Annotated in this window: 12 protein-coding genes and 1 pseudogene; 9 read left to right on the plus strand and 4 right to left on the minus strand. The window is 70.9% G+C overall.

From position 1 onward, the window contains the following. The first annotated feature begins 691 nt into the window (after positions 1–691). From ACQEVC_RS26440 to ACQEVC_RS26450, 3 genes and pseudogenes are all read left to right on the plus strand, one after another. Positions 692–1240 carry an IS1096 element passenger TnpR family protein gene (locus ACQEVC_RS26440; RefSeq protein WP_432882449.1) on the plus strand — a complete coding sequence of 183 codons (549 nt, stop codon included), beginning with the start codon at positions 692–694 and terminating at the stop codon, positions 1238–1240. Between the two features lie 171 nt (positions 1241–1411). After that, a pseudogene (locus tag ACQEVC_RS26445) lies at positions 1412–1569 on the plus strand (ISL3 family transposase); the annotation flags it as partial. Positions 1570–1877: 308 nt separating this feature from the next. Then, complete coding sequence (locus tag ACQEVC_RS26450) at positions 1878–2543, plus strand: response regulator (protein WP_432882452.1); 666 nt, start codon at positions 1878–1880, stop codon at positions 2541–2543. 238 nt (positions 2544–2781) lie between these two features. Here the strand turns inward: ACQEVC_RS26450 and ACQEVC_RS26455 are convergent, their stop codons facing one another. Beyond that, positions 2782–3948 carry a monooxygenase gene (locus ACQEVC_RS26455; protein ID WP_432882454.1) on the minus strand — a complete coding sequence of 389 codons (1167 nt, stop codon included), beginning with the start codon at positions 3946–3948 and terminating at the stop codon, positions 2782–2784. A gap of 305 nt (positions 3949–4253) precedes the next feature. Between ACQEVC_RS26455 and ACQEVC_RS26460 the strand changes: the two genes are divergently transcribed. Beyond that, a complete protein-coding gene (locus ACQEVC_RS26460; protein ID WP_432882456.1) occupies positions 4254–6407 on the plus strand; it encodes an MMPL family transporter in 2154 nt (717 codons plus the stop codon). Positions 6408–6581: 174 nt separating this feature from the next. Here the strand turns inward: ACQEVC_RS26460 and ACQEVC_RS26465 are convergent, their stop codons facing one another. Together ACQEVC_RS26465 and ACQEVC_RS26470 are read right to left on the minus strand one after the other, a co-directional pair. After that, positions 6582–8027 carry a HAMP domain-containing sensor histidine kinase gene (locus tag ACQEVC_RS26465; protein WP_432882459.1) on the minus strand — a complete coding sequence of 482 codons (1446 nt, stop codon included), beginning with the start codon at positions 8025–8027 and terminating at the stop codon, positions 6582–6584. Then, entirely contained in the window at positions 8024–8734 is a 711-nt protein-coding gene (locus ACQEVC_RS26470; protein ID WP_432882461.1) for a response regulator transcription factor, read from the minus strand. Before ACQEVC_RS26470 ends, ACQEVC_RS26465 begins: the two co-directional genes overlap by 4 nt. A 474-nt stretch (positions 8735–9208) precedes the next feature. Between ACQEVC_RS26470 and ACQEVC_RS26475 the strand changes: the two genes are divergently transcribed. Further along, positions 9209–9592, plus strand: a complete 384-nt coding sequence (locus ACQEVC_RS26475) for a ferric reductase-like transmembrane domain-containing protein (protein WP_432882463.1) — start codon at positions 9209–9211, stop codon at positions 9590–9592. Position 9593: 1 nt separating this feature from the next. After that, entirely contained in the window at positions 9594–9737 is a 144-nt protein-coding gene (locus ACQEVC_RS26480) for a hypothetical protein (RefSeq protein ID WP_432882466.1), read from the plus strand. Between the two features lie 191 nt (positions 9738–9928). Here ACQEVC_RS26480 and ACQEVC_RS26485 read toward each other — a convergent pair whose 3' ends face one another. After that, positions 9929–13327 (minus strand): glycosyl hydrolase family 95 catalytic domain-containing protein, encoded by a 3399-nt coding sequence (locus ACQEVC_RS26485; protein WP_432882468.1) that lies wholly within the window; start codon positions 13325–13327, stop codon positions 9929–9931. A gap of 338 nt (positions 13328–13665) precedes the next feature. Here ACQEVC_RS26485 and ACQEVC_RS26490 point away from each other — a divergent pair, with 338 nt between their 5' ends. The 3 genes from ACQEVC_RS26490 to ACQEVC_RS26500 are packed head-to-tail and all read left to right on the plus strand — an operon-like array spanning position 13666 to position 16702. Beyond that, positions 13666–14496 (plus strand): fumarylacetoacetate hydrolase family protein, encoded by an 831-nt coding sequence (locus ACQEVC_RS26490; RefSeq protein ID WP_432882470.1) that lies wholly within the window; start codon positions 13666–13668, stop codon positions 14494–14496. Beyond that, positions 14493–15812, plus strand: a complete 1320-nt coding sequence (locus ACQEVC_RS26495; protein WP_432882473.1) for an L-fuconate dehydratase — start codon at positions 14493–14495, stop codon at positions 15810–15812. The genes ACQEVC_RS26490 and ACQEVC_RS26495 overlap by 4 nt, the downstream gene beginning before the upstream one ends. Then, positions 15809–16702, plus strand: coding sequence for an SDR family NAD(P)-dependent oxidoreductase (locus ACQEVC_RS26500; RefSeq protein WP_432882476.1), 894 nt, complete (start codon positions 15809–15811; stop codon positions 16700–16702). Before ACQEVC_RS26495 ends, ACQEVC_RS26500 begins: the two co-directional genes overlap by 4 nt. Positions 16703–16852: the final 150 nt, after the last annotated feature.

The raw sequence follows: 16852 nt of genomic DNA on the forward strand, positions 1-16852 counted from the left end.
TATTACCGATCACCTGTGACTCCCAGCAGTAGTTGGCACCGCGACGATTCGTCAGCCTCCGGTTTCCGATGCGGCACCGGCGGTGGTTGGCATTGACTCCGAGAGATTCTTGGCACTGGATAGGTCCGCGTGTCGGCCGGGCGTCATTGTCATTGATCTGCTCCGATGTAGGAGTGCCAGTCGCAGCACTCGGAACGTCCAGCCCGGGCGGACAGTCGGTCCCGCCGACGACGCGTAGCGGTCTCGGTCTGTGCTCGCGGTGCTGTGGCTGGGACGAGATGTGCACTACCGTTCGACGCGGCCTCTACGCGGGCGATGCTGGACCTTGGTGCCGGTTGGTCGGGCAGCAGTCGGCGGACCACACCCCCACGGCCGCGACCCCGCACGACCAGGCCCATGTCGACCAGCCCGTCACGTGCCCGGAAGTAGCGGTCGGAGTCCCAGCCGAGCCGACGCTGCAGGTTCGGGTTGCTTATCGTCGTGCCATCCGCCGGCAATGCCGCGAACATCACCTGATGATCACCGTGCAGCGCAGCAGGGTCAACAGCCATGAGGTGTCGGCGTACGACTTGGGGTGCCCAGGTAGGTACGGCTGACCGTACCCAACCGCTGGCCTCGCATGGCGCGGTGTCGGTGACGTTACGTAGCCTTCGGAGGCGGTAACGGCGGTTCTCGGCGGGGAGGGTGAGCGGTGGCGCGTACCTGGCTGTCCGTACGGGTCGAGCTGGTCTCCGGTCGTGGTTTCGACCTGTGGCCTCGACCCGGCAGAATCTTCGCCGCGAGCCGGTCGCATACCTTCGCCCAATTCGCTGACGCGATCGACCTGGCGTTCGCCCGCTGGGACCTCGCCCACATGCACATGTTCACGATGGCCGGCCAGACCCAGATCACGCCGCTTGAACTGTGGGACGGCGAGGCCCCCGAGGGCAGCATCGACAGCGTCAGGGCCAAGCTGAGCCGGCTGGGCGGCGGTGAGCAGTTCGCGTACGTGTTCGACTTCGGTGCCGACTGGGCACACCTGTGCACAGTCGCCGAGTCCCGCATCGACCCGCTGGAGACGCTCGGCCTCCTGCCTGCTGAGCCGACGCCGTACTTCGGCTGGGGTGACCTGCCCGATCAGTACGGACGGCGATGGGATGGCGACGACGGCGAGACACAACCGCCGAAACCGCCGCGCCGGCCGCTTGCCGAGCTTCCGCCGCTCCTGCCGTGGTGGGGACCTCGCCAACGCGGACAGTAACGGACTGAAGGTCATCGGACGATAACCACCTGGGCACGTTCACGCGTACCTATCTGGGTATCCGAACTCGTACGCCGACATGAGGCTGATGCTCAGGCGTCAAGGCCATCCGACAGGACACCGAAACCCGTCGGATCTCGGCCTCATGCATCACGCGAGACCCGCGCGGCAGTGTGGCGCCACACCCGCCGCGGGGACAGTACGTCACCGTGATCATTGACCTCACGCCGGTGCGTGCCGGTACGGGTCCAGCGAGGCTGCTGGACATGATCCCGGGCCGCTCCAAGCGTCGGGTCCAGCCGGAAGCCCTGGATCGTGTCGAGATTTGGAATCAGATGTAGCCGAAGAGCGGCGGGAAGGCGAGCACCACGGCCCAGGCCCAGACCGCGAAGACCGGAAGGTAGCGGGTCTGCCACCGCTCGACCGCCGCGAAGCACGCGCCGGCGGCAACCGGCCTGAGCGCCGTTTTAACAGTCGTCTCAGGTTCGCTCGGTATGAAGTAGGCATCGCCGGGCGACGCGGGTCTCGGCCTCGCCGGCATGGCCGAACGCGCCGTGCTCTACGGCGGCACGGTCAGCGCCGGCCCCGCACCGGACGGCGGCTGGACCGTCCACGCGACCCGGAAAGGCAGCCATTCATGATCACTGTGCTCGTGGTCGACGACCAGCCGCTGCAGCGCTTCGGGTTCCGAATGCTGCTGGAGAGCACCCCCGACACCGAGATCGTCGGCGAGGCCGAGAACGGCGCCGACGCCGTTCGGCGGATCACCGAGCTGCATCCCGACGTGGTGCTGATGGACATCCGCATGCCGGGCGTCGACGGGATCGAGGCCACCCGGCGCATCGTCGCCGCCGGTGGGCGTTCGCGGATCCTGGTGCTGACGACGTTCGACGTGGACCGGTACGCGCTCGCCGCACTGCGGGCCGGGGCGAGCGGTTTCCTGCTCAAGGACACCCGCCCGGAGGAGCTGCTCGCCGGCATCCGGGCCGTCGCCGCCGGGGACGCGGTGATCGCGCCGGCGCTGACTCGGCGGCTGCTCGACGCGTTCGCCGACCGGCTCGAGGATGACCTCTACGGGACCGTGCGGGAGGATCCCCGGCTGGACTCCCTGACCGGACGCGAGCGCGAGATCCTCGTCGCCATCGGCCACGGCCTGACCAACGGCGAGATCGCGCAACGGTTCACGCTGTCGGAGTCGACGGTGAAGACCCACGTCGGGCGGGTCCTCGCCAAGATCGGCGCACGAGACCGGATCCAGGCCGTCATCCTCGCCTACGACCTGAGACTCACCCGGCCGATTTAGCGCTTCATCTCGCGCGTCCGTCGGGGGCGCGACCGTAGTTCCCAGCCGCACCGCTCGGGGCCGATCCGCTCCGCGTGATCGACCGCTCCGCTGCCGGGTCCGCGTGCAGCCGCCCACGTCACCGCCCGTCCGACCGCCACGACGCCGCACGGGTGTGAGTTCAGCGCGGACGTGTGTGAGCTCAGAGCTGTTTTTCGGCTTGTTGACCTCAGTGAGCTCACACACGTTCGACGCTTCGTCAGGACTTGCGGGGGGAGACCGTCATGATGCCAATGCACATCTCGTCGCTGGTGCCGTCGCCCCACACCACGTAGCGCGGCGGCAGCTTGCTCAGCTGCGGCAGCCGTTTGCGCAGCCCCGCGTCGTGCGTACACGTCACCCGCAGCGTGTCCCCCGGACCGATCTCCACCGGCGACGGCAGCTTCACCAGCCGCTGGTTGTCGAAGTCGAACTGCGGCACGTCCAGCACGACCTTGGCGTTCGGCGTGCCCGGGTTGAGTTCGACCTTCATGGCCCGCCCGAGCATGTGCATGTGCCCGAACCCGGCGAACAACGTCATCGGCTCCGTCACCTTGTGGTCGCAGGTCTGGGTGTCACCGGGCTTCGGCGCGCCGCCCTGGTTGCACTCCTCCACCTGACGGTCCGCCATTTCGCCGACATCCGACCCGAACCGCTTCGTCACGTCCGCGATCGAGGCCGCCCGGTCACAGAGCGGACCCGACTCGTCGGCGGCGCAGGGCAGGTCGGTCGGCGCGTCGAGCGACCACGTGACGAGTTCCCGGGTCTGCGGCGTGCCGTCCGTCAGCCGCAGCCGCACCGCCGAGCGGTCCGACCCCGCAGGCTTGCCGTCGGTCGCGAGCAGGTTGTAGTGCATCTGGAGGATGAGCAGGCTGCCCGGCTCCAGCTTGTAGCCGGCGTCCTGGGTGAGTAGCGTCTCCGTGGCGCCCGGCGCCCAGGTGTCCACCCACGCCGCGTCATCTTCTTCTACCTCGGCGCCGGGCACGCCGGTCCCGCCGAAACACTGCCAGCCGAGGCCGGGGGTCTTCGCGTCCTGCTCGCGCACCAGGGCAGCGCCGCCCGGCGGCACCGCGTACACGATGGCGTGGTGCGCGATGGCGACGTTCTCCGGCATGACCTGGGTCCCGGTCAGGAACACCGCCTTGGTCAGGCCCGGATCGATCACCTGGCACCGGTACTCGTCCGTGCCGCCGCCCTCCGGCGGCGCGGGCGTGTACGCCTCAGCCATCTTCAGGTCCAGGAACCGCTCGCCGGCGCGCAGCGGCTGCGGTGGAGCCGACGACGTGTCGGCGTGCGCGCTGTGTGGGCCGGCCGCTGGGGACGCTGCACTGTTGTCCGCGTCCGACCCGCATGCGGCGACAGCAGCGAACGCCGTCAGCAGCGTCATGGCGCCCGCCGCGGACCTCCACCGTGGACTGTCAGGTTTCCTCATAGCCCGAACGCTAGGACCGATTCCGTCTTGTCTCGTCGTACCGCGGTCGTCATCGTCGGGAGGGAGGCGGTACCGCGGTACTACTCCCGGAGCGCCGTTGGACACCCGCACGAGAGCCGTGCCGCCTTGCTCATCCGGTCCGACGGCTGTGTCGCCTGGGCCTTGCCAACCGGCCTGATCACCGGATTAACGGTCGTCTCAGATTCGCTCGGTACGAAGTCGGCCTCAGACAAGCGATGCAACCCGTCAGGAGGCTATTGATGTCAGTCAACGCAGCGCCGTCCGGGGAAGCGCCGCCCGGTCGGTTGGCAGGCCGGTGGGTGCCGTGGCTGGTGATCGGCTTGTGGCTGGTGCTGGCGGCGGTCATGGTGCCGCTGAGCGGGAAGCTGAGCTCGGTCACCACCGACAGCGCCGCGGACACCCTGCCGGCCAGTGCCGAGTCCACCAAGGTGGCGGTGCTGGAGGACAGTCTCCCGGGTGGGGAGGACAACACGTTCGTCTTCGTGTACCGCCGCGCCGGCGGCCTGACCGACGCCGACCGTGCGACGGTCGAGCGCCACTACAACACCCTTGCCAAGCGGTACCCGCCGAAGGCGACGGCGGCGCCCGGCGGCGACGAAGGCGAGGGCCCACCCACGATGCCCTCCACGGACGGCAAGGCGATGATGTTCACCCTCGATGTGAGCACGACCTACGGCGCACCGGAGACCATCGTCGGCCCGTTGCGTGACGCCGCGAAGGACCGCCCCGCCGGCCTGGAACTCGACGTGACCGGCCCGGCCGCGGTCGACGGCGACATGGACGCCGTCTTCGACGGCATCGACCTGCAGGTCTTCCTCACCACCGTCGTCGTCGTCACGCTCCTGCTGATCCTCACCTACCGCAGCCCGGTGTTGTGGTTGATCCCTCTGGTGGTCGTGGGCGCGGCCGCACTGACCGCGATGGCGACCGTCTACCTGCTCGTCAAGGGCTTCGGCATCGTGGTCAACGACCAGAACTCGGCGCTGCTGACGATCCTGGTGTTCGGCGTCGGCACGGACTACGCGCTGTTGCTCATCGCCCGGTACCGGGAGACACTGCACCACCACGAGAACGTCCGGGTCGCGATGGTCCACGCGCTACGCGGCGCGGCGCCGGCCATCGTCGCGTCCGCGGCCACCGTGATCGCCGGCCTGCTCTGCCTGCTCGTCGCCGACCTGAACAGCACCAGCGGGTTGGGCCCGATCGGCGCGGCCGGCATCCTGTGCGCGCTGGTGGCCATGCTGACGCTCTTCCCGGCGGTGCTCGTGGTGCTCGGCAGGCGGATTTTTTGGCCGGCCATCCCGCGGTTCAGCACGGCCGTGCAGGAGAAGCCGGGGCTGTGGGGACGGCTCGGCACCGCCATCAGCCGCCGCCGGTGGGTGGCGACGCTCAGCTCGCTCGGAATCCTGGGCGTTCTCGCCATCGGGCTGGCGGGCAACACCGGCGCCCTGCGGGAGCAGGACCAGTTCCTGTCCGCGCCGGAGTCGGTCACCGGCTTCACCGTCCTCCGCCAGCACTTCCCGGAGCTCGGCGGCCAGCCGATGACGATCTTCACGCGGCCGGCGTACCAGGAGCGGGTGCTCGACATCGTCAAGCGCACTCCCGGTGTGGCAGTGGCCATCCCGGGTCAGACCAGCGGAGGCTGGGCCGACATCTCCGTGTTCCCGACCGACGCGCCGGACAGCGTCGCGGAGTACGACACGATCAAGCGGGTGCGCACCGCCGTGCGCGCGGTGAACGGGGCGGAGGCGATCGTCGGCGGGCCGAGCGCGGAGAACCTCGACACCGAGGTGACCACCAGCCGCGACGAGAAGCTGGTGATCCCGCTGGTGCTCGCCGTCGTCCTGATCGTCCTCGGGCTGCTGCTGCGCGCGATCGTGGCCCCGCTGGTCCTGATGGCCACCGTGATCGTCTCATTCGCGGCGGCCTTCGGCGGCAGCGTGTTCGTCTTCGACACGATCCTCGGGTTCAAGGGCGTCGACTATTCGGTGCCGCTGCTGGCATTCCTGTTCCTGGTGGCGCTCGGCGTCGACTACAACATCTTCCTGGTCAGCCGGGCCCGGGAGGAGACCGTGCGTCTGGGCACCAGAGAGGGCATGCTCAAAGCCCTCTCCGCCACCGGTGGCGTCATCACTTCGGCAGGCCTGGTCCTGGCGGCCACGTTCGCGGTCCTCGCCACGCTTCCGCTGGTGATGCTGATCGAGGTCGGGTTCCTGGTCGCCTTCGGCGTGCTGCTCGACGCCCTGCTGGTGCGGTCGATCCTGGTGCCCGCCCTCACCCTGCTGATCGGCCGGCGGATCTGGTGGCCGAGCCGGCTGTCCCGTCCAGCTCCGGAGCTGCCCGACGGTCAACAGTCGCTCGCCGACGACGAGGAGCCCGCGCTGCAACGGTGAGCGCGGCGGCACGGACGAGATCCGGGACGGGACCCAGGCCCGTCCCGGATCTTTTCATGGGCCCGACGGCCGCCGCCCTCTGGTCCTGCGCCGTGCGCCGGGGCTGGGGTCGGCGCATCGCGGTGTCCTGCCCGGTGGTGGGCCGCTTGTCCTGCGCCGCGCCGCCGGGGCGGGTCAGCGCACCACCGTGTCCTCCCCTGCGGTGGGCCGCGTGATCCGAGCGGGCGAGGCAGCGGCCGGAAGGCTGACCCGAAGCAGCGCGCCACCGCGTGCGGACCGGGCGACGGTGACCTGCCCGCCGTGGGCGTCGACGACCCGCTGCACGATCGACAGCCCCAGACCGGATCCCGGCAACGCCCGGGCGCTGTCGGCACGGTAGAACCGGTCGAACACCCGCGGCACGTCGGCGGCGTCGATGCCCGACCCGGCGTCGTCGACCTCGAGCACCGCCGACGCGCCCTCGGCGACGAGCCGGACCTGGACCGGCTGGTCCGCGGGAGACCACTTGCCGGCGTTGTCGATGAGGTTGAGCACCGCCCGCTGGAGCGCAGCGGGACGCCCGCTCACCCACACGGACGTGACGTCGAGCGCGACCTTGATGTCGGGCACACGGGAACGCGCCCGGGTCACGGCGGCCACCACCACGTCGGCGAGGTCGAGCATCTCGGTGCTCTCGTCGCTGACGTCACCGCGCGCCAGGTCGGTCAACTCGGCGGCAAGGGTGCTCAACTCGGCCACCTGGGCGCCGAGATCGTTGAGCAGCCGGGTCCGGCTCCCCGCCGGCAGTGCGCTGTCCAGGGTGCCGCGCCGATCGAGCCGGATCAGCAGCTCGACGTTGAGGCGCAGGCTGGTGAGCGGGGTCTTCAGCTCGTGGGCGGCGTCCTCGGCGAGCAGCCGCTGGGCCCGCCGGGAGTCCCGGAGCGCGGCGAGCATGTCGTTGATCGACTGGATCAGCCGCCGGATCTCCCCACCGCCCTCATCCGGGATGTCGGCGTCGAGATCCCGGGTGTGCGCGACGCGTACCGCCGCGGCGGTCAGCCGGTCGATCGGCGCCAGCCCGGTCCGCGCCACGGTCCGCCCGACAAGGGCGCCCCCGGCCACACAGAGCAGCCCGATCAGCAGCATGCCCAACCCGAACCGGGTGAGCGGGTCGTCGTCGGTGTTGCGGGCCACCTGGACCGCGCCGCCGCCCGCCCGCAGCGTGTAGATGAGGTAGCCGTCGTCGTCGCCCGACTCCATCAGGTCGGCCAACCCGCCCTGCGCCACGCGCCCGGCCTGCTCGCTGACCGGGGGCAGCGCGGGTTGGCCGGCCGGCGTCCGGGTCGAGCCGTCGGGCAGGATGACCCGCACCAGCCGACCGGATCCGGTGTACGGCGGTAGTTGGACCTGCGCCGGACCGGCGCGCTCCGCGTCCGTCGCCAGGACGCGGGAGTCGGCGCGTAGCTGATCCTCGGCGGTGTCCTGCAGCTCCGAGTCCAGCAGCTCGATGGCCACCTGCAAGGCCACGAACACGCTGACCGCGATGGCCGTCGCCGCGATCACCGTCAGCCTGGTCCGCAGGGACCGCCGGCGCCACCATCGGGTCAGCCGTCGCGGTTCCCGGCCGGCGGGCCTGCTCACGGGGGAGTCTCCCGCAACGTGTACCCCAGGCCGCGCAGCGTGTAGATCAGTCGCGGCTCACCCTCGGCCTCCAGCTTGCGGCGCAGGTAGCTCACGTACACCTGGAGGTTGTTGGCGGTGGTGCTCATGTCGAAGCCCCAGATCGCCTCGAACAGCGCGTCTCGGGTCAAGACCCGGGTCGCGTTGCGCATCAGGACCTGCAGGAGGGAGAACTCGGTCCGGGTCAGGTGCAGCGGCCGCCCGCCCCGCCACGCCTCGAACCTGTCGGGATCGAGCCGGACGTCGGCGAACGACAGGAGCTGCGACTCCCCGTCGGTCGGCGTGTGGCGGCGCAGCAGGGCCCGCACCCGGGCCAGCAACTCCTCGGTGGCGAACGGCTTGGGCAGATAGTCGTCGGCGCCCGCGTCCAGCCCCGCGACCCGGTCGGAGACCTGATCCCGGGCGGTCAGCATGAGCACCGGCAGATCCCGACCCGCCGCCCGCAACCGCCGGCAGGTCTCCAACCCGCCGAGGCGGGGCATCATCACGTCGAGGATCAGCAGATCCGGCGCGTCGCCACCGGCCCCACCGGCCCCACCGGCCCCACCGGCCCCACCGACCACGTCGAGCACGGCGAGACCGTTGGCGACGGTGCTGGTGTCGTAACCCTCGACCTGGAGCACCCGCTCCAGCGACTCACGGATGGCCGCGTCATCATCCGCGATCATGATCCGCACGCCGGCCCGCCCCCTTCCAGTCGATGCTTTTGCCGCTCATTGTCCCCGATCAACCTGAGGCCAGGATTTGCGCGTCGCTGGGACCGCGCTCTTACGGATACCTAAGAAATGGAACCCACCGTCGGCTCATGAGCAGGGGGAGGACCAAGTGACCAGCATCGCACCCGGCAACCAGACAGTAGATCCTCCGCGCCGGTCACGGGCGCTCGGCGTCCCCAGGTGGCTCCCGCGCCCAACCCTCATCATCCTGCGGCTGCTGCCATTGATCCCGGTGCTCCTGGTGAGCGTGCTGCTGGCCGCTGCGCTCACCGGCGACGACGGCGCCGTGGCCACGCTGAAGCAGAACGCCGCCGGTATACCCGGAAACGCCGCGTTGCTGAGTCTCGCCGTGACGTTCGCGATCACGCCGGTCACCACGGTCACCGGCTGGCGATGGCACCAGATCCTGGCGCGGGACCTCGGATTGTGGACCTTCGCCTCGTCACCCTGGACCTGGTCCTCGCCGCCACGATGTCCACCGACGGCTGGCGCGCCGGGGTGGCCGGCCAGGCGTTCCTCGCCGCGGGTACCCTCGCCACCCTGCTGCTCGTCCCCCTCGCGTTCACCTCCAGCCGGTGGTCGATGCGCCGGTTCGGCAGCGACTGGAAGCGACTGCACCGGCTCGTCTACGTCGTGCTCGCGCTCGTCACGCTCCACCCGCTCCTGCTGCCGGGTGGCCCCGAGGAGTCCGGGCAGTTGTTGGCGTTCGTCCCGTCCCTGCTGCTACGGGTCCCGCCGGTGCGCCGCCGGGTGATCCGCGCCCGCGAAGCCTTTCTCAGCCGGCGCGCCGGCGGACAGCCGGAGGTCTGACATGTTCCCCAGCAGGTCGATACCGGCCCGGCGGCTGGTCCTCGTCGCGCTCGTGGCCGTGCCGGCGCTCAGCGGCGTCGCGGTGGCCGGGGCCGAGCTTGCCCGGCAGCGCGTCCTGCAGTGGACCCGTCGACGCCCACCGTGAACCGTGGCTCGGCAACGAGCCGGCCCGGCGATTGCACGCCTGAGGTGCCAACTCGGGCTCGGAAGTGTCAACTATGGCTGGTAGTCACATCACCGCCGCCCGATCGACCGGGAACGTGGCGCCGCCCGGCGGGCGACCGAGGTGGGTCGGCCCGCCGGGCGGCGGAGGGGGTGGGTGGAACGTCGTGCGGATCAGCCGAAGGCGCGGGCCTGCCAGGTGCGTACCTGGTCGGCCGGTAGCACCTCCGGCAGGATCGCCATCCGGTCGACCTCGCCGGTCAGCCGCTGGCCGCCGTCCTGGTCGGCGCCGAACCGCAGTTCCCGGGTGGCGCAGCCGACGATGCCGCCGTCGGGCACCTTGGCGGTACCGGCCTGCTGGCCGTCGAGGTAGACGACGATGTTGCCGTCGTCGTCCATCGTGACCACCAGGTCGACGTACCGACCGGTGGGTACGGTGGCGTTGCTGGTGACTCCGGTGCCGGAGCCGATGAACCGGAGCTGGTTGCTCGGGGTCAGGTCGATCAGGACCCCGTCCGTGCCGGGGTCGCCGCCGGGCTGGAAGTCGAAGAGCCGCCGGTAGCTGCCGCCGGTGGTCACCTTGACCTCGGCCGCGAACGTCGCCTTCTCCAGATATCCGAGGGTGGTCGGGGCGGTACGCAGGAACCGGTTGCCGTCCAGCACCAGTGCGCTGCCGGTCGGCCCGGCCGCGACGTACGCCCCGCCGGTCTGCACCGTCGCGGTCCGCCCGTTCGGCGAGTGGTCGGCCACCGTGTCGCCGGAGACCGGGTCCCAGGCCACCAGCGGGACGCCCGGGGCCGGCCGGGCGCACGGCGGCGGCACCGGCAGCGCGATCGACGTGCTCGCCGTGGCCCGCCACTTGTCGTGGGTCAGCCGCGCCTCGATCCGGTTCGGTCCCGGTGTCGCCTCCCGGCTCGGCGTGACGGTGAACCGGTAGGTCTGCGCGTCGCCGGGCCAGAGCCGGGGAACCTGGACCTGACCGGGCCGGACCTGCCAGCCCGCCGGCAGCGCCAGCTTCAACGGCGACGGCGGCACCTTCTCGGCACCGATCGCGGAAACGGTGACCGCGACCGTACCCGCCTGGTCGGTCTCCAGCGTCGCGGGTGCGTCGATGGTGAAACCGACCTGGGCGGTGGCGACGTACCGGTGACCGGCGCGGGCGGTGAAGGTGAGCCGGTCACCCTTCGCCTTTCCGTTCACCCTCTTGCCGGTGCGGGCGTCGACCAGCTCGTACGGCCCGGCGAAGAGCGGGCTGCGCAGGGTCACCTCGCCGGCCTTGTCGGCGGTGACCGCGATCTCGGTGGCGGCTCCGGCCGACCACTTCGTGTCGACGGTCAGCCCGCCCCGGGCCCGCAGACCGCTGACCGATCCGTTCTGCCACGCGCTGGGCAGCGCCGGCAACACGTGTACGTCACCGGTCTGGCTCTGCAACAGCATCTCGGCGATCCCCGCCGTCGCGCCGAAGTTGCCGTCGATCTGGAACGGCGGGTGGGTGTCCCAGAGGTTCGCCAGGGTGCTCTGTCGCAACTGTTCGGTCAGCATCTTGTGCGCGTGGTCCCCGTCCAGCAGCCGGGACCAGAAGTTGATTTTCCACGCCTTGCTCCAGCCCGTACCGCCGTCGCCGCGTGCGGTGAGCGAGACCTTCGCGGCGGCGGCCAGCGCCGGGTCGTCCAGCGCGGTGATCTGCGCGCCCGGATGCAGGGCGAACAGGTGCGAGACGTGCCGGTGCTGGTCGTTCGGGTTGTCCAGGTCTTCCTTCCACTCCTGGAGTTGCCCCCAGGAGCCGACCCGCAGGCCCGGGTCGAGCAAGGCCCGCGCGTCGCGCAGCTCCCGCCGGAACGCGTTGTCGCCGCCGACGATCCCGGCCGCCTCGATGGTGTTGGTGAAGAGCTCCCAGACGATCTGCTGGGACATCGAGGCGCCGGCGGTGAAGTCGCCGTTCTCCGGCGAGTAGCTCGGCGAGACCACCAGCTTGCCGTCGCGCGGGTCGACGACCAGCTCGTCCAGCCAGAAGAGCGCCAGCTCCTTCATCAGCGGGTACGCCCGCTGCCGCAGGAACCTGTCGTCCCCGGTGAACCGGTAGTGCTCGTAGTAGTGCTGGGCCAGCCAGGCTCCCGCCTCGGGGAACCAGAACGACTGCGGGTAGCTGTGCAGGCCGGTGAAGCCGTAGGTGTTGGTCTCGTTGTTCACCACCCAGCCCCGGTTGCCGTAGATCTGCTGCGCGGTGACCTTGCCCGGCGGCACCATCGCGTCGACGTAGTCGAAGAGCGGGGCGGTGGTCTCGGACAGGTTCGTCGTCTCCGCCGGCCAGTAGTTCATCTGGAGGTTGATGTTGACGTGGTAGTCGGCGTCCCAGGGCGGGTTGGTGACGTTGTTCCAGACGCCCTGGAGGTTTGCCGGCAGCGAGCCGGGCCGGGACGAGGCGATCAGCAGGTAGCGGCCGTAGCAGAAGAAGAGCGCCTCCAGCGCGCGGTCCGCCGCCGACGCCCCGCCCCGGTACTGCCGCAGCAGCTCGTCGGTGGGGATGGCCGGCATCTCCTGGCCGATGTCCAGGCGTACCCGGTCGAACAGCGACCGGTAATCGGCGGTGTGCGCGGCGAGCAGCGCGGCGTAGGACTTCCGGGCCGCCGCGTCGACGGTGGCGGTGACCCGGGCGTGTGGGTCGGCTCCCCGGTACGTCGGGTACGTGCCCGCGTAGTCGGTGCCGGCGCCCAGCACCAGGGTGGCGGCGTCGGCCCCGGCCACCGTGACCGTGCCGTCGGTGCCGTCGGTGACTGTGCCGCCGTCGGCGGTGACCTGGATCTGCGACTCGTACTTCAGCTTGTTGTCGTTGAGGGTGCCCGCGAAGGTGATCCGGCCGCCGCTGGCGGTGACGTTCTTCGACCGGTTGTTCGGCGCGGTCACCCCGGCGGTGAAGCCGATCTTCCCCGGCTGGTCGGCGCTGAGCCGCACCACCAGCACGTCGTCCGGTTGACTGGCGAAGTACTCCCGGGTGTAGCGCACCCCGTCGTCGGTGTAGGAGACCTTGGCGACCGCCCGGCCGATGTTCAACTCGCGGCGGTAGTCGCTGACCGTGCCCGGGTCCTCGGTGAGCCGCAGCGACAGATCCCCGAAGGTGTTGTACGACCCGAAGCCGCTCTTCGGCTGGCCGAGCCGGTCCGCCACCTCCTGCGGGCTGAGCCGGCCCCGCTCGTTGATCAGGCGCTGCACCTCCTCGATCGCGCCGGGGCGCGGCGAGGTCCAGTTGCCGAAGTTGTAGCCGCCGGCCGAGCCGGGGCCACCGGTCCAGAGCGTCTTCTCGTTGAACTGCACGGTCTCGGCCGCGACCCGGCCGAAGACCATGCCGCCGAGGGCGCCGTTGCCGATCGGCAGCGCCTGGGTCTCCCAGTCGGCGGCGGGTTCGTCGTACCAGAGGGTGAGCGCGTCGTCGCCGGAGGCCGCGCTGCCCGACCTGCTGTCGGGGGCGGCGGAGGCGGGGGTGGTGGAGAAGGCGGGCGCGAACGCGGTCAGCGCGGCCACCAGCGCGGCGGCCGTCCACCGGCGCGGCAGGGGCCGCCGGTTAGGGTCATCCATTACTGTCTCCGGATCGTCCAGATGGGCCGGGGGAGAACTCTGGCGGGGCGAACGTCGCGGCCACGACCGCGCGTCCAGCATGCATCCGATGTTTGGCGATGAGGTTACAAAGGACACCCGGGAGAAACAAGAGAGGATCTTGGCACGGGTCACCTGGTCACCGACCTATCGCCAGCCTAGGCCCGAATTTTCCGTGCGGACGACGGCAGCGTGCCGAGGTCGCAGGCCCGCGATTACCGTCCTGGTCTTGTGCCCGGCCGAGCCCACCTGATAGACATCGGATGTATTGCTGACGGGTTACCACAGAAGTCTGGGGGCGACGGGTGAGGCTGTTGCGGGTGGGCGCACCGGGGCAGGAGTCCCCGGCGCTGCTGGACGAGGCCGGGCGGTTGCGCGACCTCCGTGGAGTGGTCGACGACCTGGACGGATCGTTCCTGGCCGGCGGCGGCATCGAGCGGCTGGCCGGGCTCGACGTCGAGGGGCTGCCGGTCCTTCCCGAGGGCCTGCGGGTCGGGCCGCCGCTGCGGCCGGGAAAGATCATCTGCATTGGCCTGAACTACCGGGACCACGCCGCCGAGACCGGCGCTCCGCTCCCGACCGAGCCGGTGGTCTTCATGAAGGCCCCGGACACCGTGGTCGGCCCGGACGACGAGGTGCTGGTGCCACGCGGCAGCACCAAGACCGACTGGGAGGTCGAGCTGGCGGTGGTGATCGGGCGTAAGGCCCGCTACCTGTCCAGCCCGGAGGAGGCGCTCGGCTGCGTCGCCGGCTACGCCGTCTCGCACGACGTCTCCGAACGGGAGTTCCAGCTCGAACGCGGCGGCCAGTGGGACAAGGGCAAGAACTGCGAGACCTTCAACCCGCTCGGCCCCTGGCTGGTCACCGCCGACGAGGTGCCCGACCCGCAGGATCTCGGGCTGCGGCTCCGGGTCAACGGCGCGCTCAAGCAGGACGGCAACACCAGGAACATGGTCTTCCCGGTCGCCGAGATCGTGCGCTACCTGAGCCAGTTCCTGGTGCTCTATCCCGGCGACGTCATCAACACCGGCACGCCGGCCGGGGTGGCGCTCGGCCAGCCCGAGCCGAAGCCGTACCTGGTCGCCGGTGACGTCGTCGAACTGGAGATCGACGGGCTGGGGCGGCAGCGCCAGACGGTGGGGCAGGCATGATCTTCACCGGGCTGGAGATCGCCGACATCCGCTTCCCGACCTCCCGCGAACTCGACGGCTCCGACGCGATGAACCCCGACCCCGACTACTCGGCCGCGTACGTGGTGCTGCGCACCGACGCCGGGGACGGGCACGAGGGGCACGGCTTCGCCTTCACCATCGGGCGGGGCAACGACGTACAGGCGGCGGCGATCGCGTCGCTGCGGCCGTACCTGATCGGACGACCGGTCGAGGCGGTCCTGGCCGACCTCGGCGGCTTCTGGCGCGAGCTGGTGCACGACTCGCAGCTTCGCTGGCTCGGCCCGGAGAAGGGCGTCATGCACATGGCGATCGCCGCCGTGGTCAACGCGCTCTGGGACCTGCGGGCCAAGCGGGCCGGGCTGCCGCTGTGGCGGCTGCTGGCCAGGATGAGCCCGGAGGAACTGGTCGACCTGGTCGACTTCCGCTACCTCAGCGACGCGCTGACCCCGGACGAGGCGCTCCAGATCCTCCGGGACGCCCGTCCCGGCTGGGCCGAGCGGGAGGAACACCTGCTGCGTGACGGCTTCCCCGCCTACACCACCTCGCCCGGCTGGCTCGGCTACGACGACGACAAGCTGCGCCGGCTCTGCAAGGAGGCGCTGGCCGACGGCTTCACCCAGATCAAGCTGAAGGTCGGCGCCGACCTTCACGACGACATCCGGCGGATGGGCATCGCCCGGCAGACCTGCGGGCCGGACATCCGGATCGCGGTCGACGCCAACCAGCGCTGGGACGTGCCGCAGGCGATTTCCTGGGTACGCGAGCTGGCGCCCTTCGACCCGTACTGGATCGAGGAGCCGACCAGCCCGGACGACGTCGTCGGGCACGCCACCATCGCCCGGGAACTGGCACCGGTCCGGATCGCCACCGGCGAGCACGTCGCCAACCGGGTGGTCTTCAAGCAACTGCTCCAGCTCGACGCGATCTCCTACGTGCAGATCGACGCGAGCCGGGTGGCCGGGGTCAACGAGAACATCGCGATCCTGCTGCTGGCGGCGAAGTTCGGGGTGCCGGTCTGCCCGCACGCGGGCGGGGTCGGGCTCTGCGAGCTGGTGCAGCACCTGTCGATGTTCGACTACGTCGCGGTCGCAGGCTCCATGCAGGACCGGGTCATCGAGTACGTCGACCACCTGCACGAGCACTTCGTCGATCCGGTGGTGATCCGCAGGGGCCGGTACGTCGCACCGACCGCGCCCGGCTTCAGCGCGACGATGCGCCCGGAGACGCTGACCGAGTACGCCTATCCAGACGGCCCGGTCTGGGCCGCCCCGCCGGCCGAGGTGGCGGTGCCGTGACCGCCGAGATCGTGCCCGGCGTCGGAGGCGGCACCGGTCGGGGCGAGTTCGCCGGGCTGACCGCGGTGGTGACCGGTGGGGCCTCGGGCATCGGCCTGGCCACCGCCACCCTGCTGGCCGCCCGGGGCGCCCGGGTCGCCTGCCTGGACCTGAACCCGGGCGGCGTCCCCGAGCCGCTGAACCTTTTTCAACCTGAACCGCGCGGCGCCCACGCACCGCGTCCGACCTCGCGGCCCGCCGGACCGCAAGGGGAGGGTGAAAAAGGTTCACTGCTCGGGATCGCCGCCGACGTCTCCGACGACACCTCGGTGCGGGTCGGTGTCGCCGCCGCGGCCGGCGCGCTCGGCGGCATCGACGTACTCGTCAACAACGCCGGGATCGGCGCGCAGGGCACCGTGGAGTCCAACCCGGACGACGAGTGGCACCGGGTGCTCGACGTGAACGTGGTCGGGATGGTCCGGGTGACCCGGGCCGCGCTGCCGTACCTGCGCCGCTCGGCGCACGCCGCGATCGTCAACACCTGCTCGATCGCGGCCTGGGCCGGGCTGCCCAACCGGGCGCTCTACAGCGCCAGCAAGGGCGCGGTGCAGTCGTTGACCCTGGCGATGGCGGCCGACCACGTCCGGGAGGGGATCCGGGTCAACTGCGTCAACCCCGGCACCGTGGACACCCCCTGGGTACGCCGGCTGCTGAACTCCGCCGACGACCCGGCGGCGGAACTCGCCGCGCTCCAGGCCCGCCAGCCCACCGGCCGGCTGGTCGGCGCGGACGAGGTGGCGGCGGCGATCGCCTACCTCGCCAGCCCACTGTCCGGGGCGACCACCGGCACGGTGCTCGGGGTGGACGGCGGCATGCACGGGCTGCGGCTGCGCCCCGCCCCGCCGGGCTGACCGGCTCCACCATCGGCCCTCCGATGTGGACCGTCGACCTTCGGGCAGGTTGCCGGTTTCGCGTTCCAGGCTGCCTGTTGCACGGCTCTCCGATGTGGACCGTCGACCTTCGGGCAGGTTGCCGGTCTCGCGTTCCAGGCTGCCCGTCGC

The organism is Plantactinospora sp. CA-294935, assembly GCF_050936445.1.
Lineage (GTDB): Bacteria > Actinomycetota > Actinomycetes > Mycobacteriales > Micromonosporaceae > Plantactinospora.

What these genes read in the sequence shown, in the direction of transcription:
- ACQEVC_RS26460 (WP_432882456.1), top strand. Translation starts at nt 4,254, where the DNA reads ATGTCAGTCAACGCAGCGCCGTCCGGGGAAGCGCCGCCCGGTCGGTTG.
- ACQEVC_RS26450 (WP_432882452.1), top strand. Translation starts at nt 1,878, where the DNA reads ATGATCACTGTGCTCGTGGTCGACGACCAGCCGCTGCAGCGCTTCGGG.
- ACQEVC_RS26485 (WP_432882468.1), bottom strand. Translation starts at nt 13,327, where the DNA reads ATGGATGACCCTAACCGGCGGCCCCTGCCGCGCCGGTGGACGGCCGCC.
- ACQEVC_RS26455 (WP_432882454.1), bottom strand. Translation starts at nt 3,948, where the DNA reads ATGACGCTGCTGACGGCGTTCGCTGCTGTCGCCGCATGCGGGTCGGAC.
- ACQEVC_RS26495 (WP_432882473.1), top strand. Translation starts at nt 14,493, where the DNA reads ATGATCTTCACCGGGCTGGAGATCGCCGACATCCGCTTCCCGACCTCC.
- ACQEVC_RS26470 (WP_432882461.1), bottom strand. Translation starts at nt 8,734, where the DNA reads ATGATCGCGGATGATGACGCGGCCATCCGTGAGTCGCTGGAGCGGGTG.
- ACQEVC_RS26480 (WP_432882466.1), top strand. Translation starts at nt 9,594, where the DNA reads ATGTTCCCCAGCAGGTCGATACCGGCCCGGCGGCTGGTCCTCGTCGCG.